The following is a 26889-nucleotide window of genomic DNA, read 5'->3' on the forward strand; positions in this document are numbered from 1 at the left end:
TCCTCATTGCCCGCTCAGGTTGGCAGGGGTGCGTCGCGTTTGAGTTGGTCCATCACGATCTGGCTTTGTACCCGTGCCACTGCAGGATGCGGCAGGATCACCTCGTGAAGCAAGCTGTTGAGTGCAGAAAGATCGTCACAATAGACGTGAAGCAGGTAGTCTGCCTCGCCTGTCATCGTCCAGGCACTTGTGATCTCGGGTTGGGTGTTAACCATCCGGGCAAAGCTGGCGGATTGATCAGGGCCGTGAGTGCCCAGATGGACCTGGACAAACCCCTGAACCTGCAAGCCTAGCTTTAGTGGATCCAGCCGGGCCGCGTAGCCGGTGATATAGCCCTCAGCCTCAAGGCGCTGACGGCGGCGACCTGCCTGGCTGGGGGATAGGTTCAGCAGCTCACCCAATTGATGCGCGGTCAGATGCGCGTCCTTTTGAAGCGCTGAGAGCAGGCGTGTATCGGTTGCATCAAGCATATGCGGCAAGATCTCAAATTTTAGGTCATCCATGCGCAGTTTGCGCACACTTCAATAGCTTACATGAAAACAATGCGCGGAAACAGCACTGCTTAAGGCGTATTTTGGAATCAGCAAAGAAATTCCTGTTTTCTAAGGAGACGCGCCATGGGTCCTTTCCCGCATAACGCCCCGAAATCTATCATCAGTCCCGAAAACCCCGCAGGTACCGACGGGTTTGAGTTTGTCGAGTTCGCTCATCCCGAACCGCAGGAGTTGCGTGATCTGTTCGCCAAAATGGGCTTCGATCTGGTTGCGCGCCACAAAACCAAACCACTGGTCGAGCTGTGGCAGCAGGGCGATGTCACCTACATCTTGAACGCGGATCCCGAAAGCTATGCTGACAAGTTCGTCGCGGAACACGGGCCTTGCGCACCGTCGATGGGCTGGCGCGTTGTGGACGCGCAGAAAGCCTACGACCATGCCGTCTCAAAAGGGGCAGAGCCGTATGATGGCGCGGACAAGACGTTGAATGTCCCGGCCATCAAGGGGATTGGGGGATCGCTGATCTACTTCATTGACCAGTATTACGATACCTCGCCCTACAATGAGGAATTCGCGTGGATCAAAGAATCGAAACCGCGCGGCGAGGGGTTCTACTATCTCGATCACCTCACCCACAATGTCTACCGAGGCAATATGGACAAGTGGTTCAAGTTCTATGGCGACCTGTTCAACTTCCGTGAAATCCGGTTCTTTGACATTCAGGGCAAGTTCACCGGTCTCTATAGCCGCGCTCTGACATCGCCCTGTGGCCGCATCCGCATCCCGATCAACGAGGATCGGGGCGAAACGGGTCAGATTGTCTCTTACCTAAAAAAGTACAAGGGCGAGGGCATTCAGCACATCGCGGTGGGCAGCGAGGACATCTATGCCTCGACCGACGCCATTGCCGAGAACGGTTTGAAGTTCATGCCGGGTCCGAACCAATCCTACTATGACATGTCGAAAGACCGCGTGACGGACCATGATGAGCCGCTGGATCGGATGATGAAGCACGGCATTCTGATTGATGGTGAAGGCGTTGTAGACGGGGGAGAGACACGGATTCTGCTGCAAATCTTCTCAAAATCCGTGATCGGCCCGATTTTCTTCGAGTTCATCCAGCGCAAAGGGGATGATGGCTTCGGTGAGGGTAACTTCCAGGCCCTGTTCGAATCCATTGAACGCGAACAGATCGAAAGCGGTGAGATTTCGGCGGTCTAAGCTGCGCCAAATACCAGCCATGTCCAGGTCACATCAGCGCTCTGGTTGGCCGGTTGTATCGATTCGGTTCGGGACCTGTGGTGCACCTGCAGGCCCGAACCTACCGCTTGATCAACGATTGCGTCGTCCGAAATCACATAACCAGGTCGGTCCGGCGGGCAGGGGCCATGTCTGAGCGACAAAATCATCCGCCCTTGCGGTCTCAGGCATTTAGACAGGAAGCGGATCGCCATGTGTTGGTCGCGCGGGGGCAGGTGATGCAGGACTCCTATGACCAGAATGGTGTCGAATGCGGCACCGTCTGGCAGCGCGCTTAGTCTGGGCAGACAAGTCTCAAGCCACCGAACTGATTGCGCGCCGTCACCGCGCATTGCGTGATTTCGAAAGGCATCGACTGGCTCGATCGCCGTCACGTCGCAGCCTCGTTTGGCCAGCCAACGCGCCACCGTTCCAGTGCCAGAGCCCACATCCAGAACGCTCGCCCCGGTATCGGGCAAGTGATCCAGAACGGGGCGCAGGACATCGGTAGGAGAAAGATTGTCATAGGTCGGGATCAACCTCTGGGCGGCTTGTTCGTACCCAGCTTTGACGGTCTGAAAATAATGATCGTCTTCAGCCACGCGGCATTTTCAAAGTCAGGTTGCGACCCTTCTTCTGATACCGCAACTCACTGTCGCTGATGGCGATGACCTTGCCCCCGTCAATCCGGTCTCCGATCTTGAGCTTTTTATACCGACCACTCGGAAGCCGGACGAGGGCGCGGCGATTGGCCGGAGTGCCGTAGACGCCGATCAGGTTCAGCTTGCGTAGGTTCAGGGCATTGTCGATTGTGGCCTGCCGCGCGACCGAGGCCGTTGTTGGGATTTTCGGAGCTACGGATTTCGGCTGGAAGGACCCGGCCTCGTCATTGCTGGACGCTACTGCGGCGGTTGATCCCAGATTTGACCCGCTCGCGCTAGCCGACGCCACGGCCCGAGCGGGCCGTAGTTTGGGTCGCGGAACGCGGACCACGGCCAAAGCAGTGGGTGTATCGTCGATCTCGGGCGGTACCTGTAGGCTTTCGGGCCGCAACTTGGGTCGTACCACCGCAAGCTCTTCAAGACTGCGCCCGCCCAATTGCGTGCGTTCGAAATTCTCGACCAGATTGCCGGGGCGGGGCCGGGGGCGGAGTTCGGCCAGCCTCTGGTTGACCTCATCGACCACGGGTTCTTCCTCAAACCGCACCGGTACTTCGGGCGGGACTTTGGATGGGCGACCCAAATAGACCACGATCCCTTCGGGCGACAGCGCGCCTTCTGCGGTCGGTACGACCAACCCGCGTTCGTCCAGTTCGTATTGTGCGCCTGCAATTGCGGGGCCGGGGATGCGTTCAAATGCGGCATCCGTGTCGAAGCTGCCTTGATTGGGCAGGGCAATCGCGTCGCTGGACAGATCCGGGTTGTGAATGGACGCGAGGTAGAGGTCATCTTCGGAAATCAATGCCGGGGCAACGAGCGCTTCGGGGGCCTCCACTAGGGTGCCCGCGACCTCTTCGATGTCGCTTTGTGCTTCGGGGTCCTGTGCAATCTGCTCCACAGGCGTAGGCGCGACTTTCAACGCTTCGAGAATGGCCGCATCTGTTGGGGACAATTCTGGCTGGGCTTCAGGTTCTGGCTGGGCTTCAGGTTCTGGTTCTTCTTCCGCTGCTGGTGTCGCCGCGATTTCGGTTTCAGGCTCTGGATCCGTCTCAGGCGGTGAAGCGTCCTGAGACTGCGGTGCAGACAGTTCGGCCGTATCGTTTTCGGTAGACGTGACGTTGTCTGGGTCTGCCCCGATCAGAGACCACCCCCAAACACCAACCCCAACACATAGCAGCGCGGCAATCGCAGGAATCGCCCAACGTTGCCCTTTGTTCGATGTGGGAGGTAACGCGATTGCAGTCGCAGCAGGTTCAGGAGAGCGGAACGCCGTAGGCGCCGCGTCATCCGCTATGGCGTGAACCGGGGGTCTTTCTAGCTCGGGTTCGGGTGAAGGCGCAGCGACCTGCGGCTCGCTGGTCAGGTCAAATGCAGGTTCGCGCGGAAATTCGGCCTCAGTCGTGGCTGCACTATAGGTGACCGGCAGGAACCCGTGCTGCGCGGCAAAGGCCTGCGCTTCATCCAGCGTCTCGCGCGCGACGGCGGCGACAAAGGTGGTCGACCCCTCGGTTGCGCTGTCGTAGGACAGATCGGCCAATTCATACGGAGTTGCCTCGGCGACCGCGGCTTGAACTTCGGACGCGATCTGATCTTCGCTTTGACCCTCGGTGGGCAGGGCAAGATACCGTACCTGATCTGCGGGCAGCACCAGTTTGCAGCTGAGGTTGTTTTCCAGTGCAAACGCTTTGTCGTGCAGGGCTTTGATCTGGTCACTCAGATTTGGGGCCGACAAAGGCACTTCGCCAATATCGTACCATTCACCATCCGAATGGTGTTGAAGGGAAATTCCGGTCGCAGAAAAGGTCAGCGCAAAAGCGGGTTTCATAATCCGGAGGAACCACAGTTAACCATATCAACGCAAATACCTTTGTATTCGCAGGGTGATACTAAAGCAGGAACCCGCCGAGGGAAAGAAAAAGCCGGGACTTCCCCTTGTGCGTGTATGCCCCTCGGACCCATGTTGAGACAGAAGAAATTGGAGGGATGACCTTGAAGACATTCGCTTTTCTGGCCGCGATGATGGCCGCAACCACCGCCGGGTTGGCACATGCGGAAGAACGTCGCATCAACGTGGATGCCACCGGAACCGTTCAGGTTGCCCCCGATATGGCGACGATCACCCTGGGTGTGACACATCAAAACCCCGAGGCCTCAGAGGCAATGAAAGCCACCTCGGATGCTGTGGCACAGGTACTTGCGCGGTTGGGTGACATGGGCATCGAAGAGCGAGATTTGCAAACTCGCGACCTGTCTTTGACGCCCATCTGGTCGAATCGGAACCAGCAAAACGGGGAACCACCTGAGATCACCGGATTTGTTGCCTCAAACCGAGTGTTCGTGCGGGTGCGCGATCTGACCCAATTGGGTGAGGTCATGGATGCGGTCATTCGGGACGGGGCCAACGATTTCAGCGGGTTGAGCTTTGGTTTGCAAGACCCTGAACCGATTGAGGTTCAGGCCCGTGCAAAAGCCGTGAGCGAAGCAACCGCAAAGGCTGAGCAACTTGCCCAAGCCGCCAATGTCACATTGGGGCCGGTTCAGACGATCTCGGAGCGTGGTGGCGGTGTGCGCCCGATGGCTGAGATGCGAACGATGGCCATGGCCGACACGGGCGGAGTGCCGGTTGCTGGCGGAGAGATCTCGGTTTCCGTCAGTGTATCGATGGAGTTCGAGATTTCAGAATAGGTTCACGCACTCGTGCGGGCCATCATCGGCATTCGTTGCTGGCCCGTTTCGTCAAAATTTTCCGGGGATAACCAGTCCTCAAACGCATCTCGAATACGCGGCCATTCGCTGTCGAGGATCGAATACCATGCCGTATCGCGATTGCGCCCCTTGTAGTGGGTCGCTTGGCGGAACGTGCCCTCATAGGTGAAGCCCAACCTCTGGGCTGCACTGCAAGAGGGGGCATTCAGCACGTCGCATTTCCATTCGTAGCGACGATAGCCCAGCTCATCGAATACACGTCGCATCATCAGATACATGACCTCGGTCGATTGCGGCTTGCGCTGCAGCAGGGGCGAGAAGTGGATATGCCCGACCTCGATCACGCCAGCGACAGGTTCGATTCTGAGGTATGACGCCATGCCAACAGGTATATCGTTTGCATCCAGAACCGTGTGAAACATCGGGTCGGCGTCCATGCAGTTCGTGCGAGCCCAGGTTTCGAACTCCTGTTCAGACCCAAACGGCCCGTAGGGCAGGTAGGTCCAGTTCCGGTGATCGGCATCATTGGCAAACGCCCGGAACAATCCGGGCGCATGCCTGTTCACATCAAGCGGCACGACCGAGCAATACTGACCCTCCATCGGGGTATAGGGCGGCGTGGGGCGCGGGAACTCGCCCGTGACCGGCCGTCCGATGGGTTGACCAAGTGCGTTGGTGTCGTGGCCGCTCATGGCTTTATGCGCTGGCTTTGGCCAAGGCCTGATCCAGATCGGCGATCAGGTCGTTGGCATCCTCGATACCGATCGACACACGCACAACGTTGGGACCTGCGCCTGCTGCCTCTTGCTGTTCGGGGGTCAACTGACGGTGCGTGGTCGAGGCTGAGTGGATGATCAGCGACCGCGCATCGCCGAGGTTGGCAACGTGGCTGAAGATCTCCAATGCGTTCACCAGTTTGATGCATGCGTCATAACCACCCTTGACCGCAAAGGTGAACAGCGCACCGGCACCGCGCGAATACTGCGCCTTGACCCGGTCATGATAGGGCGACGAGGGCAGGCCCGCATAGGTCACATAGTCGACCCGGTCATCCGCTTCCAGCCAGGCGGCGATCTTCTGGGCGTTCTCGACATGGCGCTCCATCCGCAGCGACAGGGTTTCGATCCCCATCAGCGTGTAATGTGCCGCCTGCGGGTTCATCGTCATGCCCAGATCGCGCAGGCCGATGGCGATGCCGTGGAAGGTGAAGGCCAACGGGCCGAAGGTCTCATGGAATTTCAGCCCGTGATAGGCCTGCTCGGGCTGGCTGAGTGAAGGGAATTTGTCATTCGCTGACCAGTCGAACTTACCCGAATCCACGATGCAGCCGCCGGTGACAGTGCCATTGCCGGTCAGGTACTTGGTGGTCGAATGCACGACCAGCGTCGCACCGTGTTCAATCGGGCGGCACAGGTAGGGCGTGGCCGAGGTATTGTCGACGATCAGCGGTATTCCTGCACCGTCCGCGACATCAGCCAGAGAGCGGATATCGGTGACATAGCCGCCGGGGTTGGCGATAGATTCGCAGAATACCGCGCGGGTGTTTTCGTCTATGGCGGCTTTCACGGCCTCCAGATCATCAGTGTCGACAAATTTGGCCGACCAGCCGAAGCGTTTGATCGTCTGGCTGAACTGCGTGACAGTGCCGCCATACAGGCGGGTCGAGGCCACCACGTTGCAGCCCGGTCCCATCAGCGGGAACAGCGCCATGATCTGCGCCGCGTGCCCCGAGGAACAGCACACCGCGCCAACGCCACCTTCCAGCGTCGCGACACGTTCCTGCAAAACGGCGACGGTCGGGTTGGTCAGGCGCGAATAGATAAAGCCCACTTCCTGTAGGTTAAACAGCGCTGCCGCGTGGTCCGCATCGCGAAAAACATAAGCCGTTGTTTGATAGATCGGAGTCTGGCGCGCGCCGGTTGCGGGATCGGGGCGTGCGCCCGCGTGTATCTGCAAAGTGTCGAAACCGTAGGTGGGGCCGTCAGACATCGTGAAAGTCTCCTGTTGGAATGTGCGTTGGCGAATCTGTAGGCTATTGCAGGCCCTTGCACAACGATCCTCTGGGTGATCTTGTGGGCGATCCTGTCAGCGCAGCCAAAGACCTTTGGCCTTGATCGCCTTGCGGATGGCCTGTTCGCGCCCGGGCAGGGCGTTCTGGTCGAACATCTTGCGGATTTTCTGGCCTTTGCCTTGGAAAATCAGCCTCTTCATCGGGTCATAGGCCTTGAGGACCTTCTTGACCTTGTTGGGGGCCGAGACCGTCTCGAGCACTTCAATCACGCGGTCACTCTCACGGGCGTAGAGCAGTGGAAACAATCGGTAGTGACAACTGATCGACCCATCCAGAAATCCGTCCGGCAAAGCATCGCGCCCGCCACCGAAGGAGTGGATCACTAACGGCAAAGCAGCCTGATCCAACCAGGGATCAAGGTTCTGGCCGGTGAGTTCGGGGATCTCCTCGTCGCGGATGGTTTGCGCGTAGTCCAAGAACCGCTCGCCGAATTGGCGCGGGCATTTGTAGAAGAAATACCCTGCGTTGAAATACAGAAACCGCTTCCAGTGTTCCTTGGGCTGGCTGTGATCAATAGAGCTGTCGAAATCCAGACCAAAGCGGCGATAGAGCGCGCTCCAGATCCCCTGGAACCCCGGCCCATAGAGGGTGGGTTTCGGCCAAGTCCCGTCGACTTTGAGCGAGGCGCCGGGGCGGTCGAAATCAAACGGGACCGAGGTCAGGTCGCCGGTGATCAGCGTATCGCTGTCGAAGAAGACAAAGGGCTTCCCTTCGGGCAGGGCCAGCAGGGCCTCGATCTTGTTGCCATGCGGATAGCTCTCGCCGAAGACATGGTTGTCAAAGGGCAGGATCTCGGCGTCCAGTTGAGACAGCGCCTTGCGCACATCTTCGTTCTGGATGCTGGGGTTCTGGCTCCAACGAGGGCCGGGGTTTGGTGTGGCGACATATAACTTGCCGTCAAAACCGGGGGAACAGTGGCGCAGCGACGCGGCGAACAGAAGGGCCTCATATTGCAGGCGGTTGTTCTGCCCGATGACGACAATGTTGAATTTCTGCGAAGCCATTCGTGCCTGTTCCTGTCGCCCGTTTTCTTTGGGATTACAGCAAGCCGCAGAGGGCGTCAAAACTGTTGGATTGATTTTCACGTTCTCCATCCCATCTCAAGCAGTAAAATCAAAGCAGGAGGCCGCCATGAGGATCAACGCGGATTTCACCAAACGCGCCGCGGTGCATTTTGATCAGACCGAGTGGGTGCAATCGCCAGCGGCCGGGGTCGAGCGCAAGATGCTGGATCGGATTGGTGAGGAAGTCGCCCGCGCCACTACGATCGTGCGTTTCGCCCCCGGCAGTGCCTTCGCGGCCCATACCCATGATGGCGGGGAGGAGTATCTGGTTCTGGATGGCGTCTTTCAGGACGAAACCGGAGATTTTCCGGTGGGCAGCTATGTTCGCAACCCTCCGACCTCATCCCATACGCCTTCGGCGGCGGATGGGGCGACCATTCTGGTCAAGCTGCATCAATTCGATCCCTCCGACCGGACTGAGATCAAACGCTCGATCAACGGTCAGGGCGATCTGCGTCTGTTCAAGGATGAGCATGAGGATGTTCGCATCGCGCAATGGGCCGAGGGTGAGACCATTGATTTGAACTCTGAAGGCGGGCTTGAGGTGTTTGTCATCACCGGCAGCTTTGACGAAGACGGTGAATCATTCGCTGCGTGGGACTGGCTGCGCCTGCCGCCCGGATCGCAGTCACAGGCCGTTGCGGGGCCGGATGGCGCGCGTGTTTGGATGAAATCTGGGCATTTGACGGGCATGATCTGACCCGATCCCGCATCAATTTTGAGCAAAATTACGGAAATTCGGGTCAAAAGCCCGGATTTTTCTTTTTTTTGACCGAATGATAAAATTTACCAATTGATAAAAAATCAGATTGTGGCAAGTTGAGCCTCACAACAAACATATCTACAGGGAGTAGAGTGATGGCACAGGGCCAGATGGCACCCGGGATTGTCCCAGGGCGGCTTTCCAGCGATGAGCTGACCTCGAATTTCACCGATCTGCATCCGCCTTTGGCCCCGCACGAGGCCGCCGTGGCGGCAGATCGTTGTTATTTTTGCTATGACGCGCCGTGTGTGACGGCCTGTCCGACGGATATCGATATTCCGTTGTTCATTCGCCAGATCCAGGCCGGTCAGCCGCAAGCAGCCGGTCGCACGATTCTCGAACAAAACATTCTGGGTGGCATGTGCGCCCGCGTTTGTCCGACTGAGACTTTGTGCGAGGAAGCCTGCGTTCGCGAAGCCGCCGAAGGCAAACCGGTCGAGATCGGTCGCTTGCAGCGCTATTCGACCGACACCGTTATGGAAGCGGGCGATCATCCCTTCGAACGCGCTGCGCCTACCGGCAAAACGGTTGCGGTGATTGGGGCAGGGCCAGCTGGTCTTGCCTGTGCGCATCGGCTGGCGATGTTGGGGCATGACGTGGTTATTCACGAGTCCAAGCCGAAACCCGGCGGTCTGAACGAATACGGGATTGCAGCCTACAAATCGACCAATGACTTCGCCCAGGCCGAAGTGGATTGGCTTTTGAAAATCGGTGGCATTGCGATCGAAACGGGCTCGGTTCTGGGAGATACGATTTCGCTGGACGGGTTGGTCGAGAACTATGATGCCGTGTTCCTGTCTATCGGTCTGGCGGGTGTGAATGCGCTGCGTGCGCAAGGCACCGAAAAGGACGGTGTGCGAGCCGCTGTGGATTTCATTTCGGATGTGCGTCAGGCGGAAGATCTCGCCCACTTGCCGGTCGGGCGGAATGTGGTCGTGATCGGTGGAGGCATGACGGCGGTGGATGCTGCCGTGAAATCAAAGCTGTTGGGCGCTGAGCATGTCACTATCGCCTATCGCCGTGGCCGCGATGCGATGGGTGCCAGCCGGTACGAACAGGACCTCGCCGCCTCGCATGGGGTGCGGATTCTGACCAATGTGCAGCCGGTCGCTGTCTACGGCAATGGATCGGCGGTCGATATCGAACTGGAATACACCACCACTCGGGACGGCAGGCTTGAAGGGACGGGCGAGATGATCCGGCTTTCGGCTGATCAGGTCCTCAAGGCCATCGGTCAAACGCTTGAAGGCGCGCCCGAAGGTCTGGTGCTGGATGGAAACAAGATCGCTGTCACAGGGGCAGGGCGAACCTCTCTGGACGGTGTCTGGGCGGGTGGTGACTGCGCCGCTGGCGGCGAGGATCTGACCGTGACAGCCGTGGCCGAAGGCCGGGATGCGGCGATGGATATCCATGCAACGCTCGTTTCGTGGTAAGGTGGGGTATTCACCCCATTTTTATTGCTGCTGAGGTATCGTCATGTCCCAGATCGAACAAGCTGTTGCCCAACACTACACAACCGGTGCCCTAACAGAACGCGTCCGCGCGGCGCTTGAGGCCAGTGGTATTGACCCGGATGCTGCCACCGTTGCCGACCTCAAGGCCGGGGACGAGTTTCATACGGGTGGCGTGAAAGCGACTGATAACTTGTTCGCGCAGCTCTCGCCGACCCACGCAACGCGTGTGCTGGATGTTGGGTGCGGTATCGGCGGGACATCGCGCTATATTGTGGATCGGTATGACTCGACGGTCACAGGGGTCGACCTGACGCCTGAGTTTGTCGAGACGGCCAAGACGCTCAGCGATCTTGTCGGACATTCCGAAAAGTCGGAGTTTCTGGTCGGCAGCGCCCTCGACATGCCGGTTCCCGATGCTGGGTTCGATCTGGCCGTGATGTTCCATGTTGGCATGAACATCGAAGACAAGGCGGGATTGTTTGCCGAAGTCTCTCGGGCTCTGGCGACGGGTGGTACTTTTGCCTTGTTCGACGTGATGGGCGGTGAGGCGGCTGAGCCGCTTGCGTTTCCTCTGCCATGGTCCACCGTGGCCGAGACGTCCTTCGTCCACGCACCCGATGTCTACCGCGATGCCGCAAGCGCTGCGGGCCTGGAACTGGTGACTGAGACGGATCGTACCGAGTTCGCGCTAGCTTTCTTTGAGGAAGCCTTTGCGCGCATGGCCGAAAGCGGCCCGCCTGCGTTGGGCATCCACCTGATGATGGGCGAGACGGCACCTGAGAAGTTCCAAAACTACGTAACGAACCTAAAGGCCGGGCGCATTCGCCCGACTGAGATGATATTCAAAAAAACCGGCTGAGCCGGGAAGGGAGAAGCCATGGCCGATCTGACGACAAACTTTCTGGGTATTTCCAGCCCCAATCCCTATTGGCTGGCCTCTGCGCCGCCGACGGACAAGGAATACAATGTCCGCCGCGCGTTCGAGGCCGGATGGGGGGGTGTTGTGTGGAAAACACTGGGTGCCGAGGGCCCTCCGGTCGTTAATGTGAACGGGCCGCGCTATGGCGCGATCTATGGTGCTGATCGGCGGCTGCTGGGTCTGAACAACATCGAGTTGATCACTGACCGCCCGCTGGAGGTGAACCTTGAGGAAATGGCGCGGGTCAAGGCGGACTACCCGGATCGCGCGCTGATCGCCTCGATCATGGTGCCCTGCGAGGAGGAGGCGTGGAAAGCCATCCTGCCACGCGTCGCCGAGACAGGCGCGGACGGGATTGAGCTGAACTTCGGCTGCCCGCATGGCATGAGCGAGCGGGGCATGGGGTCTGCCGTGGGGCAGGTGCCGGAATATATCGAAATGGTGACCCGTTGGTGCAAGAAATACTATGACCGCCCCGTCATCGTGAAGCTGACGCCGAATATCACCGATATCCGCAAACCTGCGGCGGCAGCGCGGAATGGTGGCGCAGATGCGGTGTCGCTGATCAACACGATCAACTCGATCACCAGCGTCAATCTGGATACGTTCAGCCCCGAGCCCTCGATTGATGGCAAAGGCAGCCATGGCGGCTATTGCGGCCCGGCGGTCAAGCCGATTGCCCTGTCGATGGTGTCCGAAATCGCGCGGGCTGAGGCCACTCATGGTATGCCCATCTCCGGCATTGGTGGCGTGACCACCTGGCGTGACGCGGCCGAGTTTATCTCGCTGGGTTGTGGCAATGTGCAAGTGTGTACCGCAGCGATGACCTACGGGTTCAAGATCATTGATGAACTGACGGCGGGTCTGTCCGAATGGATGGATGAGAAGGGCTATACCAGCGTCGAACAGGTCATTGGTCGTGCGGTGCCCAATGTCACCGACTGGCAGTATCTGAACCTGAACTATGTCGCCAAGGCCAAGATTGACCAGGATCAGTGCATCAAATGCGGTCGGTGCTATGCGGCTTGTGAAGATACCAGCCATCAGGCGATCTCGATGTCTGATGATCGGGTGTTCGAGGTGATGGATGACGAATGCGTCGCCTGTAACCTCTGCGTCGATGTCTGCCCGATCGAAGGCTGCATCACGATGGAGCCTATGGCAGCAGGTGAGGTCGATCCGCGCACAGGCAAAACTGTGCAGCCAGACTATGCCAACTGGACCTCGCATCCGAACAATCCGATGGCGAAAGCGGCGGAGTAAGGGAAACACTCATCCCTAAAAAGCCGGTTCGGTGCTACACTGCCGCTGACAGACAGGATCAAAGGAGAATGTCATGCCAGCGGCACCACCGGGCCGGAACAAGGGCGGCAACAAGGTCACCAAGCTTGACCGTGACACGTCCAAAAAGAACGTTGCCCTGTCCAAGGCCAAGCAACGTGACGCGATGGCCGCCAAGAATTTTCTTCAGCATCAGAAGCAGATCAAACGTGACGTGGACAGTCTTGAGAAGCTGAAACGCTCTCTCGAAGAGATGATGGCCAAGTTGAAGGAAGAGCGTCAGCTGGACCAACGGTTCCTTGGACAGGTGGTCAAAAAGGTCAAGGCGCTACAGAATTTTGACGCCTACGTGAAGGCCTCGGCCAAGGATCACATGGCCGGGGTGCAGCAGCCGAAAATGTATACCGCGATCGTCAAGGATGCCGGCAAGGTGCCCAAGATCAATACGGTCAAAACCATGGGCGACCTGACCATTCTGATCGCCATGGTGATCGTGCTTTTGCGCCGTATTCTGGCGCTGAAACCTGCGAAATAGTGGTTACGGCGTCAGAAGGCGCGTGAACACCTGATCAAGATAGATTTTCGCCTCGGGAAAGGGGTCGGCGTCATCCTCGCCCAGAACAGCGCGGATCTGGACGTCGAAATCCGCGTAATGTTGGGTCAACGACCAGATCGAGAAGATCAGGTGGTAAGGGTTCACTTCGGCGATATGCCCCTCGGCCATCCAGCGTCGGATCAGGGCCGAGGTCTCATCAACCAGTGCTTTCAGATCTGTGGACAGAACGTCATAGATATGCGGAGCGCCGCGAATGATTTCATTGGCAAATAGGCGGCTTTCGCGCGGGTAGTCGCGGCTCATTTCCAGCTTGCGGTGGATATATCCCAACAGCTCGGTCAGAGGGTCGCCATTGGGATCAATGGCGCGCATCGGGTCTAGCCAAGTGTCCAGAAGACGCTCGAGCAGGGCAGCATAGATCGCGTCTTTGCTGCGGTAGTAATAGAGCAGGTTGGGTTTGCTTAGCCCGGCAGCGGACGCGATCTGATCCACGGTGGCCCCGCGAAACCCGTGGGTCGAGAAGACCTCGAGCGCGGCTTCCAGAATCGCAGCGCGATTTTTCTTTTGTATTCTGGTGGGTGCGCGGTCTTTCGGCATGTGTCCAACGTGTCTGTTTTTGCGCCATCTCATAGGGGATTTTGCTGAAAACTCCAGCGACGGCGCGCAATTTCTTGACTGATGTCGAACCCGTGATAGCGTGAGTTTGACCAGTTGGTCAAATCAAGACACCAAAAGCGAGCAAACTCGCAAGCAACAGGGAAGAAGACTATGGCAGCTCCGGCGCAGAATCTCAGGATCAATGGCGACAGGTTGTGGGACAGCCTGATGGAGATGGCCAAGATCGGCCCCGGCGTTGCGGGCGGCAACAACCGCCAGACGCTGACCGATGAAGACGCCGAAGGGCGCGCGCTGTTCCAAAGCTGGTGCGAGGACGCGGGCTGTTCCATGGGTTTGGATCAGATGGGCAACATGTTCGCGCGGCGAGAGGGCACGGACCCGGAGGCGCTGCCGGTCTATGTTGGTTCTCATCTGGATACACAGCCGACGGGCGGGAAGTATGACGGGGTTCTAGGGGTGCTTGGCGGTTTGGAGATCATCCGCACGCTGAACGATCTGGGAATCAAAACCAAACATCCGATCGTGGCGACCAACTGGACGAATGAAGAGGGCACGCGCTACGCCCCTGCGATGTTGTCTTCGGGCGTGTTTGCCGGGATGCACACGCAGGATTGGGCCTATGACCGCGAGGATGCCGAGGGTAAAAAATTCGGCGATGAATTGCAGCGTATCGGCTGGCGCGGCGAGGAAGAGGTCGGCGCGCGCAAAATGCATGCCTTCTTTGAGCTGCATATCGAACAAGGGCCGATACTGGAGGCCGAGAGTAAGGACATCGGCGTCGTCACCCACGGTCAGGGGCTAAGTTGGACCCAGATCACGGTGACCGGCAAGGATGCCCATACCGGCTCGACCCCGATGCCGATGCGCAAGAATGCGGGTCTGGCGATGGCGCGTATTCTTGAAAAAGTGGATGAGATTGCGTGGTCACATGCGCCGCATGCGGTTGGGGCAGCGGGGCATATTGATGTGTATCCGAACTCACGCAATGTGATTCCGGGCAAGGTGGTGTTCACGGTCGATTTCCGCTCGCCCGAATTGGATGTGATCACTGATATGGAAAATCGCCTTCGTGTGGCGGCTGAGGATATCGTGAACGAAATGGGCCTGCAGATTGAATTCGAAAAGGTCGGTGGATTCGATCCGGTCAAATTCGATGAGGGTTGTGTCGCCGCCGTGCGCGACGCGGCAGAGCGGCTGGGGTATTCCCATACGGATATCATTTCGGGGGCCGGGCACGATGCCTGCTGGATCAACCGGGTCGCGCCGACCGCGATGGTGATGTGCCCTTGCGTAGATGGCCTGAGCCACAACGAGGCTGAAGAGATCAGCAAGGATTGGGCGGCTGCCGGGGCGGATGTTTTGCTGCATGCGGTCGTTGAGACGGCGGAGATCGTGGAATAGGGGGCGCTGCCCCCGTCGCCCACGGGCGACTCCCCCGGGATATTTTTAGCCAGATGAAGCAAGCGGCGCAGACCGCAACAGGGAGTTTGAAATGAGTACTGTTATCAAGAACGGGACCATCGTGACCGCTGATCTGACCTATAAGGCGGATGTGAAAGTTGAGGGCGGCTTGATCACCGAGATTGGGCCGGACTTGCGCGGCGACAAAGAGCTGGACGCCTCGGGGTGCTACGTGATGCCCGGTGGGATCGACCCGCACACGCATCTCGAGATGCCGTTCATGGGGACCTATTCCAGCGACGATTTCGAAAGCGGCACGCGCGCGGCCCTGGCAGGTGGCACTACGATGGTGGTGGATTTCGCGCTGCCCAATCCGGGCGAAAGCTTGCTGGACGCGCTCAAGCGTTGGGACAACAAATCAACGCGGGCGAATTGTGACTACTCTTTCCACATGGCGGTGACCTGGTGGGGTGAGCAGGTGTTTGATGACATCAAGACGGTGATCGAGACGCGTGGCATCAACACGTTCAAGCATTTCATGGCCTATAAAGGCGCTTTGATGGTAAATGACGATGAGTTGTTTGCCTCGTTCAAACGTCTGGCCGAGTTGGGCGGTACCGCAATGGTGCATGCCGAGAACGGTGACGTAGTAGCCGAGCTGAGCGCCAAACTGCTGGCCGAGGGCAATACCGGCCCCGAGGCACATGCCTATTCCCGTCCGCCCCAGGTCGAAGGTGAAGCGACCAACCGCGCGATCATGATTGCTGATATGGCCGGTGTGCCTCTGTACGTGGTGCATACCTCGTGCGAAGAGGCGCATGAGGCCATTCGGCGCGCCAAGATGCAGGGCAAGCGGGTTTGGGGAGAACCTTTGATCCAGCACCTGACCTTGGATGAGAGCGAGTATTTCCACCACGATTGGGAACATGCGGCGCGGCGGGTCATGAGCCCTCCGTTCCGGAACAAGCAGCATCAGGACAGCCTTTGGAACGGCCTGCAATCGGGCACATTGAGCGTGGTTGCTACGGACCATTGCGCCTTTACGACCGAACAGAAACGCTATGGCGTGGGAGATTTCACCAAGATCCCGAACGGGACCGGAGGGCTGGAGGATCGGATGCCGATGCTCTGGACCTATGGGGTGAATACCGGGCGTTTGACGCCGAACGAGTTCGTAGCCGTTACTTCAACAAACATCGCCAAAATATTGAATTGCTATCCGAAAAAGGGTGCGGTTTTGGTGGGCGCAGATGCTGATCTGGTGGTGTGGGATCCGGACAAGGCCAAGGTGATTTCGGCTGAAACGCAGCAGTCTTCGATCGACTACAACGTGTTCGAGGGTAAAGAAGTGCGCGGGTTGCCGCGATTCACGCTGACCCGTGGTTCGGTTGCTTTGCATGATGGTGAGATCCAGACACAGGAAGGGCACGGGAAGTTCGTGGCGCGTGAGGCCAACACCCATGTAAACAAGGCGCTGAGCACCTGGAAAGAACTGACCGCCCCGCGCCCGGTGGAGCGGACGGGTATTCCAGCGACGGGCGTCTGACGCATTCGGGCCGCTCTATGGGCGGCCCGCAATCAAATTTTTCAAGGCTATGGAATGAACACTGACTCTACGACCCAGCCTGTGATCGAGGCAAGGCAGCTGGATCTCACCTTCCAGACGAATGACGGCCCGGTTCACGCGCTGAAAGATGTGAACCTGACGATCGACAAAGGCGACTTTGTCAGCTTTATCGGCCCTTCGGGCTGCGGCAAGACCACCTTTCTGCGCTGCATCGCGGCTTTGGAGACCCCGACGGGCGGTACGTTGACCGTCAACGGCATGACCCCGGATGAGGCGCGGCGCAAGCGGGCCTATGGCTATGTGTTTCAGGCGGCGGGTCTGTATCCGTGGCGGACCATCTCCAAGAACATAAAGCTGCCGCTTGAGATCATGGGCTATTCCGCGTCCGAGCAGGAAGAGCGCGTGAACAAGGTTCTGGAACTTGTTGATCTTGCTGGATTTGGTGGGAAATTTCCTTGGCAGCTTTCGGGCGGTATGCAGCAGCGGGCCAGTATCGCGCGGGCCTTGGCTTTTGACGCGGATATCCTGCTGATGGATGAGCCGTTTGGTGCGTTGGACGAAATCGTACGCGATCACCTCAACGAGCAGCTTCTGGCGCTCTGGGCGCGTACGGAGAAGACGATTGGCTTTGTGACGCACTCGATCCCCGAGGCGGTGTATCTCAGCACCAAGATCGTGGTGATGAGCCCTCGGCCCGGGCGGATTACGGATGTGATTGACAGCCCTCTGCCCAAGGAGCGGCCGTTGGATATCCGCGATACGCCGGAGTTTATTGAGGTTGCACACCGGGTGCGGGACGGTCTGCGAGCGGGGCATTCTTATGATGACTGATGGGGCCTCGGATATGATCAGGCGCGCCACGTTCCAAGACGTGCCTGCCTGTGCCCAAGTGATCCATGATTGGGCCTGCCAGACGGATTGGATGCCGGAAGAGCTGCCGGTTGAGCAACTGACAGCCTTGATTGAAGAGGCGTTTGATCAACGTGAGATCTGGGTCACGGGCAACCCGGTCGATTGCTATATGTCCGTAGACCCGAATGAGCAGAAGATCGGTGCGCTTTATTGCAGACGGACCGGGCAAGGCATTGGGAAGCGCTTTGTCGACAAGGCGAAAGAGGGCCGCGCGTTTCTTTGGCTGACGACACACACACCGAACACGGCGGCGCAACGGTTCTATCAGCGCGAAGGGTTCGAGGTTACAAGCGAAGAACCGCCCGTGCCACCGGACACCGTGCCGGTCTACCGGATGGAGTGGCACGCATGAAGCAGGTCTTATCTGTACTGACCGTGCTGTTGGCCATTGCGGTCCTTTGGTATCTGGCCGTCGCGCCAATGAATGTTCGTGTCTCGCTCGATCAGGCGGAACGGGCAGGGGAAACCGTGACGCCCGAGACTTCGAGGGATCGTCAGCAGGTCTCGGTCTGGGTTCTGATGGTGCAAAACCCGTCGCATATTGCAGGTGGTTATGAGCTGGACCGGCCGCGCCTGCCAACGCCCGTTCAAGTCGGGCAGGAGCTTTGGAAAACCACCGGCGAAATGGTGATGCGAGGGCGGGCGTTGTCGAAACGCTCGTTGATCTATCACGGGTGGATCACGCTGCAATCCACGCTCTGGGGATTTGTGCTGGGCACGGCCGTTGGCATCCTGGGGGCCGTGGCCATCGTCTATTCCCGCGTTGTGGATATGAGCCTGATGCCATGGGCCATCATCAGCCAAACCGTGCCGATTGTGGCACTGGCCCCTATGATCATCGTCCTGAGTTCTCAGTTGGGGATCGAAGGGCGTGGGGTGCCAAAGGCAATTATCTCGGCTTACCTATGCTATTTCCCGGTTTTGGTTGGGATGGTTAAAGGGCTGCGCTCGCCAGCCGTTTCGCAGCTGGATTTGCTTCAGACCTACAACGCGACCGGATTGCAGGCGTTCCTGAAACTGCGCCTGCCGTCCTCAGTACCCTACCTGTTCACTTCATTGAAGGTGGGCATTGCAGCTGCTCTGGTCGGGACCATTGTGGGTGAACTTCCCACCGGAGCAATTTCGGGCCTCGGCGCGCGGATTCTGATCGGAGATCAATTCGGCACGCCTTTGGCCATTTGGGCGGCCTTGTTCGCGGCGGCTATTCTGGCGGGCATTCTGGTGACCTTACTGGACATACTGCAGCGTGTGACCCTGAAACGTATGGGGATGAGCGCATGAGTTGGTTGATCTTTTCCCTCGTCTTCTGGGCCGGTGCCTGGTGGCTGAACGCATGGCTGGCGCGGTCAATCTACCGGGACTCCAAAGGCGTGCGCGTCTTTGTGCCCGTGCTCTTTGGTGTCACACTACTGATCCTGTGGGAGGGACTGGTGCAAGGGCTGGGCGTCTCGCCCGTGATCCTGCCGCCGCCGTCGATGGTGGCGCAGACCTTTGTGAACTCGACCGACATTCTGTGGCAGGACTTCAAACAGACCGTGTTCAAAGGGGCATTCACCGGGTTTGCAATCGGTGCCTCTGCTGCCTTTCTGACTGCCGTTTTGATCGACCGGTCCGTCTTTCTGACGCGAGGGTTGCTGCCCATCGGCAACTTCGTGGCGGCGCTGCCTATCGTCGGAATCGCGCCCATTCTGGTCAGCTGGTTCGGGTTCGATTGGCACTCCAAAGCAGCTGTGGTTGTGGTGATGGTGTTCTTCCCGATCCTCGTGAATACGGTGCAAGGTCTGCGTGAGGCGGACGCGATGCAACGCGACCTGATGCGGACCTATGCGGCCAGCTATACACAAACGCTGATTAAACTGCGACTGCCTGCGGCGATGCCGTTCATATTCAATGGCCTCAAGATCGCCACCACACTTGCGCTGATCGGGGCGATTGTCGCCGAGTATTTCGGCTCCCCCACACGCGGCATGGGCTTTCGGATATCAACCGGGGTGGGCAGCCTTTCGATCGACCTCGTCTGGGCCGAAATCGCAGTGGCGGCAGTCGCCGGAACAGTGTTCTATGCTTTGGTCGCAGGGCTCGAAAAAATGGTAACCTTTTGGCATCCCTCACAACGCAGATAACAAGACCAACCAGACCCCGAAAACGGGGCGCAATTCGTAACAAGGAGAAGATGAAGATGAAAAAGCTACTCAGCGGGGCGGTTGCCGCCTTTAGCCTGGCCGCCAGTGCATCACTGGCCGCCGATGAGGTGACGTTGCAGCTCAAATGGGTCACGCAGGCGCAGTTTGCAGGCTACTACGTCGCGAAGGACAAGGGGTTCTACGAGGAAGAAGATCTGGACGTTACCATCCTGCCGGGCGGTCCCGATATCGCGCCCACTCAGGTGATTGCGGGTGGCGGTGCGGATGTGACTGTCGAATGGATGCCGGCCGCATTGGCCGCGCGCGAAAAAGGCTTGCCGCTGGTCAATATCGCTCAGCCTTTCAAAAGCTCGGGCATGATGCTGACCTGCTGGAAGGACGCGGGTATTTCTTCACCCGAGGATCTGAAGAACCGCACCCTCGGCGTTTGGTTCTTTGGCAACGAATTTCCGTTCATGAGCTGGATGAGCCAGTTGGGCATCGACACGGGCGGAAAGGCTGAAAACGGTGTTGAAGTGCTGAAGCAGGGTTTCAACGTTGATCCCTTGCTGCAGCGTCAAGCCGATTGCATCAGCACTATGACCTACAATGAATACTGGCAGGTCATTGATGCAGGCGTGAATCCGGATGAGCTGGTGACCTTCAAGTACGAGGATCAGGGCGTTGCGACTTTGGAAGATGGTCTCTACGTGCTGGAAGAGAACCTGAGCGATGAAGCCTTTGTTGAGAAAATGCAGCGCTTTGTGCGGGCCTCGATGAAGGGCTGGAAATATGCCGAAGAAAACCCGGATGAGGCCGCTCTGATCGTTCTTGATAATGACGCAACCGGTGCGCAGACCGAAGAACATCAAAAACGCATGATGGGCGAGATTGCTAAACTGACCGCAGGATCGAACGGGGCGCTGGACCCGGCTGATTTTGAGCGGACGGTGAGCACACTGCTTGCAGGTGGTTCCGATCCGGTCATCACCGCGAAGCCGGAAGGTGCATGGACACATCAGGTGACCGACGCAGCGCTCAACTAAACCACCAAGACTTTTCTTAAACAAAGACGCGGTCTCAAACGGGGCCGCGTTTTCTATTCTGACTGTCGGTTTCGTGTATGTACTCTTGGTGAATCTATAGTAGTATTTCCTTGTAATTTAACGCAAATCATCCATCTTGGCGCGTTTAGAAGGATAAAATGCAAGGATTTGCAGAAGAATTCAGTCACGCCTTCTCTCTCATCCTCGATGGGGATGCGGAGCTATGGGCGATTGTCTTCCTGTCTCTGAAAGTATCCGTATTCGCGGTGCTGATCTCGGCGCTGATTGGGATGCCCGTTGGGGCAGCGCTGGCCGTGGCGCGCTTTCCCGGCCGCCGAGCGTTGATCGTGCTGATGAATGCTCTGATGGGGTTCCCGCCGGTAGTGGTCGGCCTGCTAGTCTACCTGATGCTGTCCCGTTCGGGACCTTTGGGAGTGTTGGAACTGCTCTATACGCCCACCGCCATGATCATCGCGCAGGTGGTTTTGGTCACGCCCATCGTCGCCGCACTGACCCGGCAAGTGGTCGAGATGCTGGCCGAGGAGTATTCAGAACAACTCCGTTCACTTGGAGTGTCGCGTTTGGCCTCGGTTCCGGTGTTGTTGTGGGATGCGCGCTTGGCTTTGATCACCGCGCTTCTGGCCGGGTTCGGACGTGCCATTGCCGAGGTGGGCGCCGTGATCATCGTTGGCGGCAACATCAATCACGTAACGCGGGTCATGACGACGACAATTGCGCTCGAGACTTCGAAAGGGAACCTGGCTTTGGCGCTGGCGCTGGGTACGATCCTGATCGGTATCGCGGTGGCTGTGAACGCCATGGTCAGCGCTGCCAGCCTCCGCGCCGAACGAGAAGGGTTGCGCCATGCGTGATCTGACCTTCGAGATGACACAGTCCCTGCAGGTCCGCGATCTGGTCATCCGACGCAACGGACAGGTCTTGTTGGATGTGGCCGATCTGACGCTGGGCGGACCTGGTCCAACACTGTTGCTGGGTCCGAACGGCGCGGGCAAAAGCCTGCTTTTGCGGTGTCTGCATGGGTTGATCTCACCAGATCAGGGACAGGTTGTTCAAGATGGCACTCCGCTAAATGCCTCTCATACAGCGCGGCAGGCAATGGTGTTTCAACAACCCGTTCTTCTGCGTCGATCGGTGTCCGCCAATCTGGACTTTGTGCTAAAACGGCAGGGGCTGGCGCGTCGCGCGCGCAAACTTCGGATTGCCGAGCTGTTGGCCGAAGGTGGCCTTGAGGGCAAGGCCCGCCAGCCCGCGCGGTCTTTGTCGGGCGGGGAGGCGCAACGGCTGGCGATCCTGCGGGCTTTGGCGATGACTCCTGAGACCCTTTTTCTGGATGAGCCGACCAGCGCACTAGACCCAAGCGCTGTGCAGATGATTGAACGTATGATCCTGCGAGCCTCGGCGCGTGGGGTGCGGATCGTTATGGTGACACATGATATCGGACAGGCGCGGCGGTTGGCTGCGGATATTGTCATGATGCAGGGCGGGCGTGTGGTGGAACACGGACCTGCCAAACAGGTTCTGGATGCCCCAGAAAGCGACGCATCACGTCGCTATCTCTCGGGCGCATTGGTTACATAACAAAAACATTGGAGCATGTGATGAGACGGGCAATTTTGCGCGCTGCGGCGCTTGGGCTTGGGATGATGGCCGGCATAGCCACAGCGGAAGAGCCATTTATCGTGGTGCAATCCACGACCTCGACCCAGAATTCGGGGTTGCTGGACTATCTGTTGCCGGGCTTTGAGGCGGAAAGCGGTATTGATGTCCGCGTCGTGGCCGTTGGCACTGGTCAGGCCATTCGCAATGCGGTGAATGGCGATGGGGATGTGTTGCTGGTCCACTCCAAGCCTGCGGAAGAGAAGTTCGTCGCAGATGGTTGGGGCGTTGAGCGTTTGGATCTGATGTATAATGACTTTGTTCTGGTCGGGCCAAAATCGGACCCGGCGGGCGTCAAAGGAGGGGCGGATATCCTCTCCGCGCTTTCTGCGATCGAGGCGGCAGAGGCCGTATTTGCCTCGCGCGGGGATGACAGTGGAACGCACAAAGCTGAGATGAGCCACTGGGCGGATGCTGGTTTGGATCCGACAAGCGCGTCGGGCGAATGGTATCGCGAGACCGGATCCGGCATGGGGGCCACGCTGAACATCGCCAGCGGCATGGGGGCTTATGCGCTGACCGACCGAGCGACTTGGCTGTCCTTTGGCAACCGAGGCGATCTGGAAATTCTGGTCGAGGGCGATCCGCGGTTGTTCAACCAATATGGCGTAATCCTGGTGAATCCCGAGCGGCATCCGAAAACGCGCGCCAATGCCGGGCAGAGGTTCATTGATTGGCTGACGGGGCCGGACGGGCAGGCGGCGATTGCGGATTTCCGGCTGGAAGGGCAGCAGGTGTTTTTCCCTAATGCGCAGTAGATTGGCCTGCGGCCAATGCCTTCGGCGAGAGTATTTTTGAAAAGATGAAGCGCTAGCCGCTGGCGCCGTTGTGGTGGACCTGGCCCAAGCCGGTCAGGTCGTACCCACCAAATTCAGAGGCGCGGGTGCGGAACTGATCCGAGCGTATGAAGCGCAGCAGTTTCTGCATTGGCTCGTCGAAAAAGGCCCTCCGCCAAATTGCCAGATCCAGCCGTTCCGAGTGGGTCGGCACGAAGCGCAGGTTGTAGAGGCTGGCCAATGCGCCCAGACCAAAACCGGCCTCGGCCTTGTTGTCGTGCAGAGTGATGGCCAGTTCTTCCTCGGTGCGGGCGCAGGTGGGTAGGGCGGTCAGGTCGTCTCGGGTCAGACCATGGGTTGTGAGTTCGGCATCGAACAGACGTTGGCTGGCGGCGCTGTTCTGGCGCAAGACGACGCGGCGACCTCTGAGGTCGTCAAAACCTGCAATGTCTGAGGTTTCCGGAGACAGCAAGAGTCCGCGTTGTCGTTGCGCAATCTCGATCAGGACCACAGGGGCCTCGCCCAAAGCATCGCGCAGGGATTGGGTGTTGAAGCCTTCGTCCTCATGGATATGCAGCGCTGCTGCCTGTGCGCTGCGACTGCCAAGGCGGATAAGACCGTCGAATGAGCCGTCGTAATACGTCGCAAGGCCAGATCCGCTCTCCCGCAGTGCCCAGTCCAGCAGTGGATCATGGCTGCCGGCAACGATTGGGGGCAGGGGCGGTTCCGCCACCTGTGGACCGAAGCGGGAGGCGTTGAGCCATGCAATCACCTCGGACCGGGGAAACAGCAGCTTGCCCATGGCGCGGACGCAAGGCACCTCGCCCGAGGAAGCGAGATCATAGGCTTTCCGCTCGCCGATCCGCAACAGGTCGGCCAGCTCCTTCGTCGTCAGGTATTCGGACATTCAGTCGAGGCGCACAGCAGGGCCAGAGGTCGCCTGTTCCGCGCTGAAACCGATCTGGTTCAGCGCAAAGGGGGCGGCAACAGTGATGACGACCATTGCAGTTGCGGCGGCAAGAAAGGCTTTCATCGTTTCCTCCGGTTCAGTTCGGATCAACCGTTGCGCGGCGCAGAAATGCGATCAGGTCGTCCCGGTCCTGTTCTTGCGTGATCCGCTGCATCGGCATCTTTGATCCTGGAATGTAGTGATCCGGCCCCTCATCGAAAAGGGCATTTATCGTCTCGTCATTCCAAATGATATCAGAGTCTTGCAGCGTTTCCGAGTAGAAATAACCGGGCAGGGTTCCGGCTTGCCGTCCGAACAACTCGTAGAGTGTCGGACCTGCACGGCGTTGCCCGTCCGGTGTCAGGCTGTGGCAGATCGAGCATTTTCGGGCGAATTGCCGTTCGCCGTTGCTCATCTGATCAGGGTCTTTCAAAAAGCTGGGTTCAGCAGTGGCCATCTGCTCCTGATCCCTCAGGGCGGAGACCGGCCAACTATACATGGCCTCATCAATTCCCCCCGCGTGGATGTTTTGCCCGTCAGCCGAGAACGCCAGCGCCCAGACCGGCCCACGCAACGTGGCGCGAAAATCTTGGGCAATACGCCAGTCCACAGTGTCGATCACCATGATGTAGCCTTCGCCATCGCCGACGGCCAAAAGGCTGCGATCGGGGCTGAGGGCCAGCGCCAGAATGGGGCGTCGGTCCAGGGTGAAATCCCTCTCTTCACCCGTGCTGAGGTCGCGGATACGGGTCCCGCCGTCCACAGCGCCATAGGCGATCCAGCCGTCTTGTTCGTTCAGGGCCAGTTCATTTATGCCGAAGCCATGTTCGACCACGCGCCGGGTTTCCTGACCGCTAGCCACGTCCCATTCGCGTAGGCTGCCATCCACGCCGGCCGAAAACAGCCGGGTTCCATCCTGTGAAAACACCACCGCGTTCACGCCGCCACCAGTCGGGCCCAGCATTTGTGGGGTCGAGCCGTCCACCGGCCACAACCCTATAGTGCCGTCCCAGCTGGCTGTGGCGACATGGGCTTTTGAGGCTGCAAGGCCCACGATTTTGCCTTTGTGCTGGCCAACAACCTCTCCGCCCGGCCAGCGGCGCAGGGTGAAGTCGTCTCCGGCGGAGTAGATAGCGGTGCCGTTGAAGACGACGGAGTTGACGGCGGCTTCATGGCCCTCCAACCATTCGGGCATTTGGTCTGACCACAGGCCTACTGAATTGTCGAAACTGGCCGTGGCAATCCGCCCGTCAGGTGCGGTGGCGATGCCCATTATAGGCCCGCCATGGCCCTTGAGCGTAAAGAACTCGGACCATGCGGGCAGGGGGATCAGGGCCAGCGCGACGGCGAGCCAGCGCATCTATTCAGCGGGAGAGGCCGCTGCTTTACCCGCCTCTTTTTCCTGCACCTCTTCCAGCCAGAGCGAGTGATGCTCACGCGCCCACTGCTCTTCAACCTCGCCGGTACCCATGGCGTCAAACGCGCCCTCCATCCCGACCGAGCCGAGGTAAATATGGGCGATGATGATGGCGATGAAGACATAGGCGACCATGACGTGCCAGACTTGGGCGTATTGCATTTCCTCCTGCGGCGACATTTGGACGGGAAGGTTTAAGCCAAGTGCCTGTGGAATGCCGGTGGAGTTGGCGATCGAGAAGGTTTTGGCGAACATGGGCAGTTCGAACGGGAATAGCAGCGACAGGCCTGACAGGCTGATTGAGATACCCAGTAGGATACAGGCCCAGAAGATGATTTTCTGGCCCGCGTTGAACTTCTTGGCGGGCGGATGGCTGCCTTTGGTGAATAACCCCCCTCCGGCGGCCAGCCATTTCAGGTCGGTTTTGTTGGGAATGTTATGGGCGATCCAGTTCACGGTGACGATGATCAAGCCCAGCATGAAGGCCCAGGCGAGATTGTTGTGAAGCCATTTACAGCCCTGCGCGATTGTGGCGAAACCTTCCTTGCCGAAGATCGGGATTAGGAAGTCGCGGCCATAAAGCGTCAGAAGACCGGTGATACCAAGGATCAGGAACGAGCCGGCAAACAGCCAGTGCCCGAACCGTTCAAAACTGTTGAAGCGTAGAACAGTGCGGCCTGTCTTTTCGCCATCAATGCGGATTTTACCGCGGATCAGGAAGAACAGCAGAATGACGGCTGCCATCCCAGCAATGATGTAGCTGCCGTATTCACGCAGTGGACCCGTTCGGAAGTTCCACCACCACATGCCGCCATCCTGAATCAGGACACCGGCGGCAGGGCCTTGCGAGGAAACCGTTGTATCGGCCGAGCCAAAGCGAATAGCCCGATATACATCGCTGTCCGAGGCAACGCCGCTTGTTCCAAATTGGCCCAGCAGACCCTCGACATTGCCCTGACCGGTGTTTTCCGAGCGATAGGCGTTGTCCACTTTCTCACCCCGCTGTCGCGCCAGAATATCTTCGAGCGTCGTGGCACCGCCAGTCGAGGCGCGCGCGTCTTCGGCAGGGGCCTCGGTCTCGGTGCTTTGGGCCAGGGTAAACTGAGTCAGCCCAAGGGTGAACAGAAGGGCTAAGAGTAGACGGAACATCTGAACCTCGGTCAAAATGCCAAATGCAGGTGACCCACATGTGCGGGT

At 58.6% G+C, this 26889-nt stretch carries 28 protein-coding genes; 17 read left to right on the forward strand and 11 right to left on the reverse strand.

Going from position 1 to position 26889, the window contains the following annotated elements; all coding sequences use genetic code 11:
- Positions 1 to 14: 14 nt before the first annotated feature.
- Complete coding sequence (locus tag ACR0JF_RS05450) at positions 15 to 470, reverse strand: Lrp/AsnC family transcriptional regulator (protein WP_170376867.1); 456 nt, start codon at positions 468 to 470, stop codon at positions 15 to 17.
- A 147-nt stretch (positions 471 to 617) separates the two neighbouring features.
- Between ACR0JF_RS05450 and hppD the strand changes: the two genes are divergently transcribed.
- Complete coding sequence (hppD, locus tag ACR0JF_RS05455) at positions 618 to 1715, forward strand: 4-hydroxyphenylpyruvate dioxygenase (protein ID WP_170660408.1); 1098 nt, start codon at positions 618 to 620, stop codon at positions 1713 to 1715.
- Here the strand turns inward: hppD and ACR0JF_RS05460 are convergent.
- Together ACR0JF_RS05460 and ACR0JF_RS05465 are read right to left on the reverse strand one after the other, a co-directional pair.
- Positions 1712 to 2335, reverse strand: a complete 624-nt coding sequence (locus ACR0JF_RS05460; RefSeq protein WP_170660407.1) for a class I SAM-dependent methyltransferase — start codon at positions 2333 to 2335, stop codon at positions 1712 to 1714. The genes hppD and ACR0JF_RS05460 overlap by 4 nt on opposite strands.
- Entirely contained in the window at positions 2328 to 4217 is a 1890-nt protein-coding gene (locus ACR0JF_RS05465) for a hypothetical protein (protein WP_170660406.1), read from the reverse strand. Before ACR0JF_RS05465 ends, ACR0JF_RS05460 begins: the two co-directional genes overlap by 8 nt.
- Positions 4218 to 4375: 158 nt before the next feature.
- Between ACR0JF_RS05465 and ACR0JF_RS05470 the strand changes: the two genes are divergently transcribed.
- Positions 4376 to 5077 (forward strand): SIMPL domain-containing protein, encoded by a 702-nt coding sequence (locus ACR0JF_RS05470; protein ID WP_480668943.1) that lies wholly within the window; start codon positions 4376 to 4378, stop codon positions 5075 to 5077.
- 2 nt (positions 5078 to 5079) lie between these two features.
- On the opposite strand, the gene ACR0JF_RS05475 is transcribed toward ACR0JF_RS05470, so the two are convergent.
- The 3 genes from ACR0JF_RS05475 to ACR0JF_RS05485 form a co-directional block, all read right to left on the reverse strand.
- Positions 5080 to 5790, reverse strand: a complete 711-nt coding sequence (locus tag ACR0JF_RS05475) for a GNAT family N-acetyltransferase (protein WP_170660405.1) — start codon at positions 5788 to 5790, stop codon at positions 5080 to 5082.
- A 4-nt stretch (positions 5791 to 5794) separates the two neighbouring features.
- Complete coding sequence (locus ACR0JF_RS05480; RefSeq protein WP_170660404.1) at positions 5795 to 7087, reverse strand: O-acetylhomoserine aminocarboxypropyltransferase/cysteine synthase family protein; 1293 nt, start codon at positions 7085 to 7087, stop codon at positions 5795 to 5797.
- Positions 7088 to 7183: 96 nt separating this feature from the next.
- Positions 7184 to 8173, reverse strand: coding sequence for a hypothetical protein (locus ACR0JF_RS05485; RefSeq protein WP_170660403.1), 990 nt, complete (start codon positions 8171 to 8173; stop codon positions 7184 to 7186).
- Between the two features lie 127 nt (positions 8174 to 8300).
- Here ACR0JF_RS05485 and ACR0JF_RS05490 point away from each other — a divergent pair, with 127 nt between their 5' ends.
- The 5 genes from ACR0JF_RS05490 (at position 8301) to ACR0JF_RS05510 (ending at position 13185) form a co-directional block, all read left to right on the forward strand.
- Positions 8301 to 8933: a cupin domain-containing protein gene (locus ACR0JF_RS05490; RefSeq protein WP_170660402.1), complete on the forward strand. Its 633-nt coding sequence runs from the start codon at positions 8301 to 8303 to the stop codon at positions 8931 to 8933.
- A gap of 158 nt (positions 8934 to 9091) precedes the next feature.
- Complete coding sequence (locus ACR0JF_RS05495; RefSeq protein ID WP_170660401.1) at positions 9092 to 10429, forward strand: NAD(P)-dependent oxidoreductase; 1338 nt, start codon at positions 9092 to 9094, stop codon at positions 10427 to 10429.
- A 43-nt stretch (positions 10430 to 10472) separates the two neighbouring features.
- Positions 10473 to 11309, forward strand: coding sequence for a methyltransferase domain-containing protein (locus ACR0JF_RS05500; RefSeq protein ID WP_170660400.1), 837 nt, complete (start codon positions 10473 to 10475; stop codon positions 11307 to 11309).
- Between the two features lie 18 nt (positions 11310 to 11327).
- A complete protein-coding gene (gene preA / locus ACR0JF_RS05505) occupies positions 11328 to 12632 on the forward strand; it encodes an NAD-dependent dihydropyrimidine dehydrogenase subunit PreA (RefSeq protein ID WP_170660399.1) in 1305 nt (434 codons plus the stop codon).
- Between the two features lie 73 nt (positions 12633 to 12705).
- A complete protein-coding gene (locus ACR0JF_RS05510; RefSeq protein WP_170376543.1) occupies positions 12706 to 13185 on the forward strand; it encodes a hypothetical protein in 480 nt (159 codons plus the stop codon).
- A gap of 3 nt (positions 13186 to 13188) precedes the next feature.
- Here the strand turns inward: ACR0JF_RS05510 and ACR0JF_RS05515 are convergent, their stop codons facing one another.
- Positions 13189 to 13803: a TetR/AcrR family transcriptional regulator gene (locus ACR0JF_RS05515; protein ID WP_170660398.1), complete on the reverse strand. Its 615-nt coding sequence runs from the start codon at positions 13801 to 13803 to the stop codon at positions 13189 to 13191.
- 171 nt (positions 13804 to 13974) lie between these two features.
- On the opposite strand from ACR0JF_RS05515, the gene ACR0JF_RS05520 reads away from it, so the two are divergent.
- The 10 genes from ACR0JF_RS05520 to ACR0JF_RS05565 all read left to right on the forward strand — a co-directional run bounded on the left by ACR0JF_RS05520 (position 13975) and on the right by ACR0JF_RS05565 (position 23308).
- Entirely contained in the window at positions 13975 to 15225 is a 1251-nt protein-coding gene (locus ACR0JF_RS05520) for a Zn-dependent hydrolase (RefSeq protein ID WP_170376549.1), read from the forward strand.
- A 91-nt stretch (positions 15226 to 15316) separates the two neighbouring features.
- Positions 15317 to 16771: a dihydropyrimidinase gene (hydA, locus tag ACR0JF_RS05525; RefSeq protein ID WP_170660397.1), complete on the forward strand. Its 1455-nt coding sequence runs from the start codon at positions 15317 to 15319 to the stop codon at positions 16769 to 16771.
- Between the two features lie 54 nt (positions 16772 to 16825).
- On the forward strand, positions 16826 to 17623 hold the full coding sequence (locus ACR0JF_RS05530; RefSeq protein WP_170376555.1) for an ABC transporter ATP-binding protein: 798 nt from the start codon (positions 16826 to 16828) through the stop codon (positions 17621 to 17623).
- Positions 17613 to 18056 (forward strand): GNAT family N-acetyltransferase, encoded by a 444-nt coding sequence (locus tag ACR0JF_RS05535; RefSeq protein ID WP_480668944.1) that lies wholly within the window; start codon positions 17613 to 17615, stop codon positions 18054 to 18056. Before ACR0JF_RS05530 ends, ACR0JF_RS05535 begins: the two co-directional genes overlap by 11 nt.
- On the forward strand, positions 18053 to 18985 hold the full coding sequence (locus ACR0JF_RS05540) for an ABC transporter permease subunit (RefSeq protein ID WP_170660396.1): 933 nt from the start codon (positions 18053 to 18055) through the stop codon (positions 18983 to 18985). Before ACR0JF_RS05535 ends, ACR0JF_RS05540 begins: the two co-directional genes overlap by 4 nt.
- Positions 18982 to 19827 (forward strand): ABC transporter permease, encoded by an 846-nt coding sequence (locus tag ACR0JF_RS05545; protein ID WP_170660395.1) that lies wholly within the window; start codon positions 18982 to 18984, stop codon positions 19825 to 19827. The genes ACR0JF_RS05540 and ACR0JF_RS05545 overlap by 4 nt, the downstream gene beginning before the upstream one ends.
- A 56-nt stretch (positions 19828 to 19883) precedes the next feature.
- Positions 19884 to 20873, forward strand: a complete 990-nt coding sequence (locus ACR0JF_RS05550) for an ABC transporter substrate-binding protein (protein ID WP_170376562.1) — start codon at positions 19884 to 19886, stop codon at positions 20871 to 20873.
- A 158-nt stretch (positions 20874 to 21031) separates the two neighbouring features.
- Positions 21032 to 21745 (forward strand): ABC transporter permease, encoded by a 714-nt coding sequence (locus ACR0JF_RS05555; protein ID WP_170660394.1) that lies wholly within the window; start codon positions 21032 to 21034, stop codon positions 21743 to 21745.
- Complete coding sequence (locus ACR0JF_RS05560) at positions 21738 to 22472, forward strand: ATP-binding cassette domain-containing protein (protein ID WP_170660393.1); 735 nt, start codon at positions 21738 to 21740, stop codon at positions 22470 to 22472. The genes ACR0JF_RS05555 and ACR0JF_RS05560 overlap by 8 nt, the downstream gene beginning before the upstream one ends.
- Before the next feature lie 20 nt (positions 22473 to 22492).
- A complete protein-coding gene (locus tag ACR0JF_RS05565; protein ID WP_170660392.1) occupies positions 22493 to 23308 on the forward strand; it encodes a substrate-binding domain-containing protein in 816 nt (271 codons plus the stop codon).
- A gap of 52 nt (positions 23309 to 23360) precedes the next feature.
- On the opposite strand, the gene ACR0JF_RS05570 is transcribed toward ACR0JF_RS05565, so the two are convergent.
- From ACR0JF_RS05570 to ACR0JF_RS05585, 4 genes are read right to left on the reverse strand one after another with little or no spacing between them, the layout of a single operon-like run.
- Positions 23361 to 24233 (reverse strand): helix-turn-helix transcriptional regulator, encoded by an 873-nt coding sequence (locus ACR0JF_RS05570; protein ID WP_170660391.1) that lies wholly within the window; start codon positions 24231 to 24233, stop codon positions 23361 to 23363.
- Positions 24234 to 24359 (reverse strand): hypothetical protein, encoded by a 126-nt coding sequence (locus tag ACR0JF_RS05575; RefSeq protein WP_256439764.1) that lies wholly within the window; start codon positions 24357 to 24359, stop codon positions 24234 to 24236. It abuts the gene before it with no gap.
- 13 nt (positions 24360 to 24372) lie between these two features.
- On the reverse strand, positions 24373 to 25635 hold the full coding sequence (locus tag ACR0JF_RS05580) for a c-type cytochrome (RefSeq protein ID WP_170660390.1): 1263 nt from the start codon (positions 25633 to 25635) through the stop codon (positions 24373 to 24375).
- On the reverse strand, positions 25636 to 26841 hold the full coding sequence (locus ACR0JF_RS05585) for a formate dehydrogenase subunit gamma (RefSeq protein ID WP_170660389.1): 1206 nt from the start codon (positions 26839 to 26841) through the stop codon (positions 25636 to 25638).
- Positions 26842 to 26889 lie beyond the last annotated feature (48 nt).

Source organism: Ruegeria sp. BG11 (genome assembly GCF_056538565.1).

What these genes read in the sequence shown, in the direction of transcription:
- ACR0JF_RS05450 (WP_170376867.1), bottom strand. Translation starts at nt 470, where the DNA reads ATGCTTGATGCAACCGATACACGCCTGCTCTCAGCGCTTCAAAAGGAC.
- hppD (WP_170660408.1), top strand. Translation starts at nt 618, where the DNA reads ATGGGTCCTTTCCCGCATAACGCCCCGAAATCTATCATCAGTCCCGAA.
- ACR0JF_RS05465 (WP_170660406.1), bottom strand. Translation starts at nt 4,217, where the DNA reads ATGAAACCCGCTTTTGCGCTGACCTTTTCTGCGACCGGAATTTCCCTT.
- ACR0JF_RS05470 (WP_480668943.1), top strand. Translation starts at nt 4,376, where the DNA reads ATGACCTTGAAGACATTCGCTTTTCTGGCCGCGATGATGGCCGCAACC.
- ACR0JF_RS05475 (WP_170660405.1), bottom strand. Translation starts at nt 5,790, where the DNA reads ATGAGCGGCCACGACACCAACGCACTTGGTCAACCCATCGGACGGCCG.
- ACR0JF_RS05480 (WP_170660404.1), bottom strand. Translation starts at nt 7,087, where the DNA reads ATGTCTGACGGCCCCACCTACGGTTTCGACACTTTGCAGATACACGCG.
- ACR0JF_RS05485 (WP_170660403.1), bottom strand. Translation starts at nt 8,173, where the DNA reads ATGGCTTCGCAGAAATTCAACATTGTCGTCATCGGGCAGAACAACCGC.
- ACR0JF_RS05490 (WP_170660402.1), top strand. Translation starts at nt 8,301, where the DNA reads ATGAGGATCAACGCGGATTTCACCAAACGCGCCGCGGTGCATTTTGAT.
- ACR0JF_RS05495 (WP_170660401.1), top strand. Translation starts at nt 9,092, where the DNA reads ATGGCACAGGGCCAGATGGCACCCGGGATTGTCCCAGGGCGGCTTTCC.
- ACR0JF_RS05500 (WP_170660400.1), top strand. Translation starts at nt 10,473, where the DNA reads ATGTCCCAGATCGAACAAGCTGTTGCCCAACACTACACAACCGGTGCC.
- preA (WP_170660399.1), top strand. Translation starts at nt 11,328, where the DNA reads ATGGCCGATCTGACGACAAACTTTCTGGGTATTTCCAGCCCCAATCCC.
- ACR0JF_RS05510 (WP_170376543.1), top strand. Translation starts at nt 12,706, where the DNA reads ATGCCAGCGGCACCACCGGGCCGGAACAAGGGCGGCAACAAGGTCACC.
- ACR0JF_RS05515 (WP_170660398.1), bottom strand. Translation starts at nt 13,803, where the DNA reads ATGCCGAAAGACCGCGCACCCACCAGAATACAAAAGAAAAATCGCGCT.
- ACR0JF_RS05520 (WP_170376549.1), top strand. Translation starts at nt 13,975, where the DNA reads ATGGCAGCTCCGGCGCAGAATCTCAGGATCAATGGCGACAGGTTGTGG.
- hydA (WP_170660397.1), top strand. Translation starts at nt 15,317, where the DNA reads ATGAGTACTGTTATCAAGAACGGGACCATCGTGACCGCTGATCTGACC.
- ACR0JF_RS05530 (WP_170376555.1), top strand. Translation starts at nt 16,826, where the DNA reads ATGAACACTGACTCTACGACCCAGCCTGTGATCGAGGCAAGGCAGCTG.
- ACR0JF_RS05535 (WP_480668944.1), top strand. Translation starts at nt 17,613, where the DNA reads ATGATGACTGATGGGGCCTCGGATATGATCAGGCGCGCCACGTTCCAA.
- ACR0JF_RS05540 (WP_170660396.1), top strand. Translation starts at nt 18,053, where the DNA reads ATGAAGCAGGTCTTATCTGTACTGACCGTGCTGTTGGCCATTGCGGTC.
- ACR0JF_RS05545 (WP_170660395.1), top strand. Translation starts at nt 18,982, where the DNA reads ATGAGTTGGTTGATCTTTTCCCTCGTCTTCTGGGCCGGTGCCTGGTGG.
- ACR0JF_RS05550 (WP_170376562.1), top strand. Translation starts at nt 19,884, where the DNA reads ATGAAAAAGCTACTCAGCGGGGCGGTTGCCGCCTTTAGCCTGGCCGCC.
- ACR0JF_RS05555 (WP_170660394.1), top strand. Translation starts at nt 21,032, where the DNA reads ATGCAAGGATTTGCAGAAGAATTCAGTCACGCCTTCTCTCTCATCCTC.
- ACR0JF_RS05560 (WP_170660393.1), top strand. Translation starts at nt 21,738, where the DNA reads ATGCGTGATCTGACCTTCGAGATGACACAGTCCCTGCAGGTCCGCGAT.
- ACR0JF_RS05565 (WP_170660392.1), top strand. Translation starts at nt 22,493, where the DNA reads ATGAGACGGGCAATTTTGCGCGCTGCGGCGCTTGGGCTTGGGATGATG.
- ACR0JF_RS05570 (WP_170660391.1), bottom strand. Translation starts at nt 24,233, where the DNA reads ATGTCCGAATACCTGACGACGAAGGAGCTGGCCGACCTGTTGCGGATC.
- ACR0JF_RS05575 (WP_256439764.1), bottom strand. Translation starts at nt 24,359, where the DNA reads ATGAAAGCCTTTCTTGCCGCCGCAACTGCAATGGTCGTCATCACTGTT.
- ACR0JF_RS05580 (WP_170660390.1), bottom strand. Translation starts at nt 25,635, where the DNA reads ATGCGCTGGCTCGCCGTCGCGCTGGCCCTGATCCCCCTGCCCGCATGG.
- ACR0JF_RS05585 (WP_170660389.1), bottom strand. Translation starts at nt 26,841, where the DNA reads ATGTTCCGTCTACTCTTAGCCCTTCTGTTCACCCTTGGGCTGACTCAG.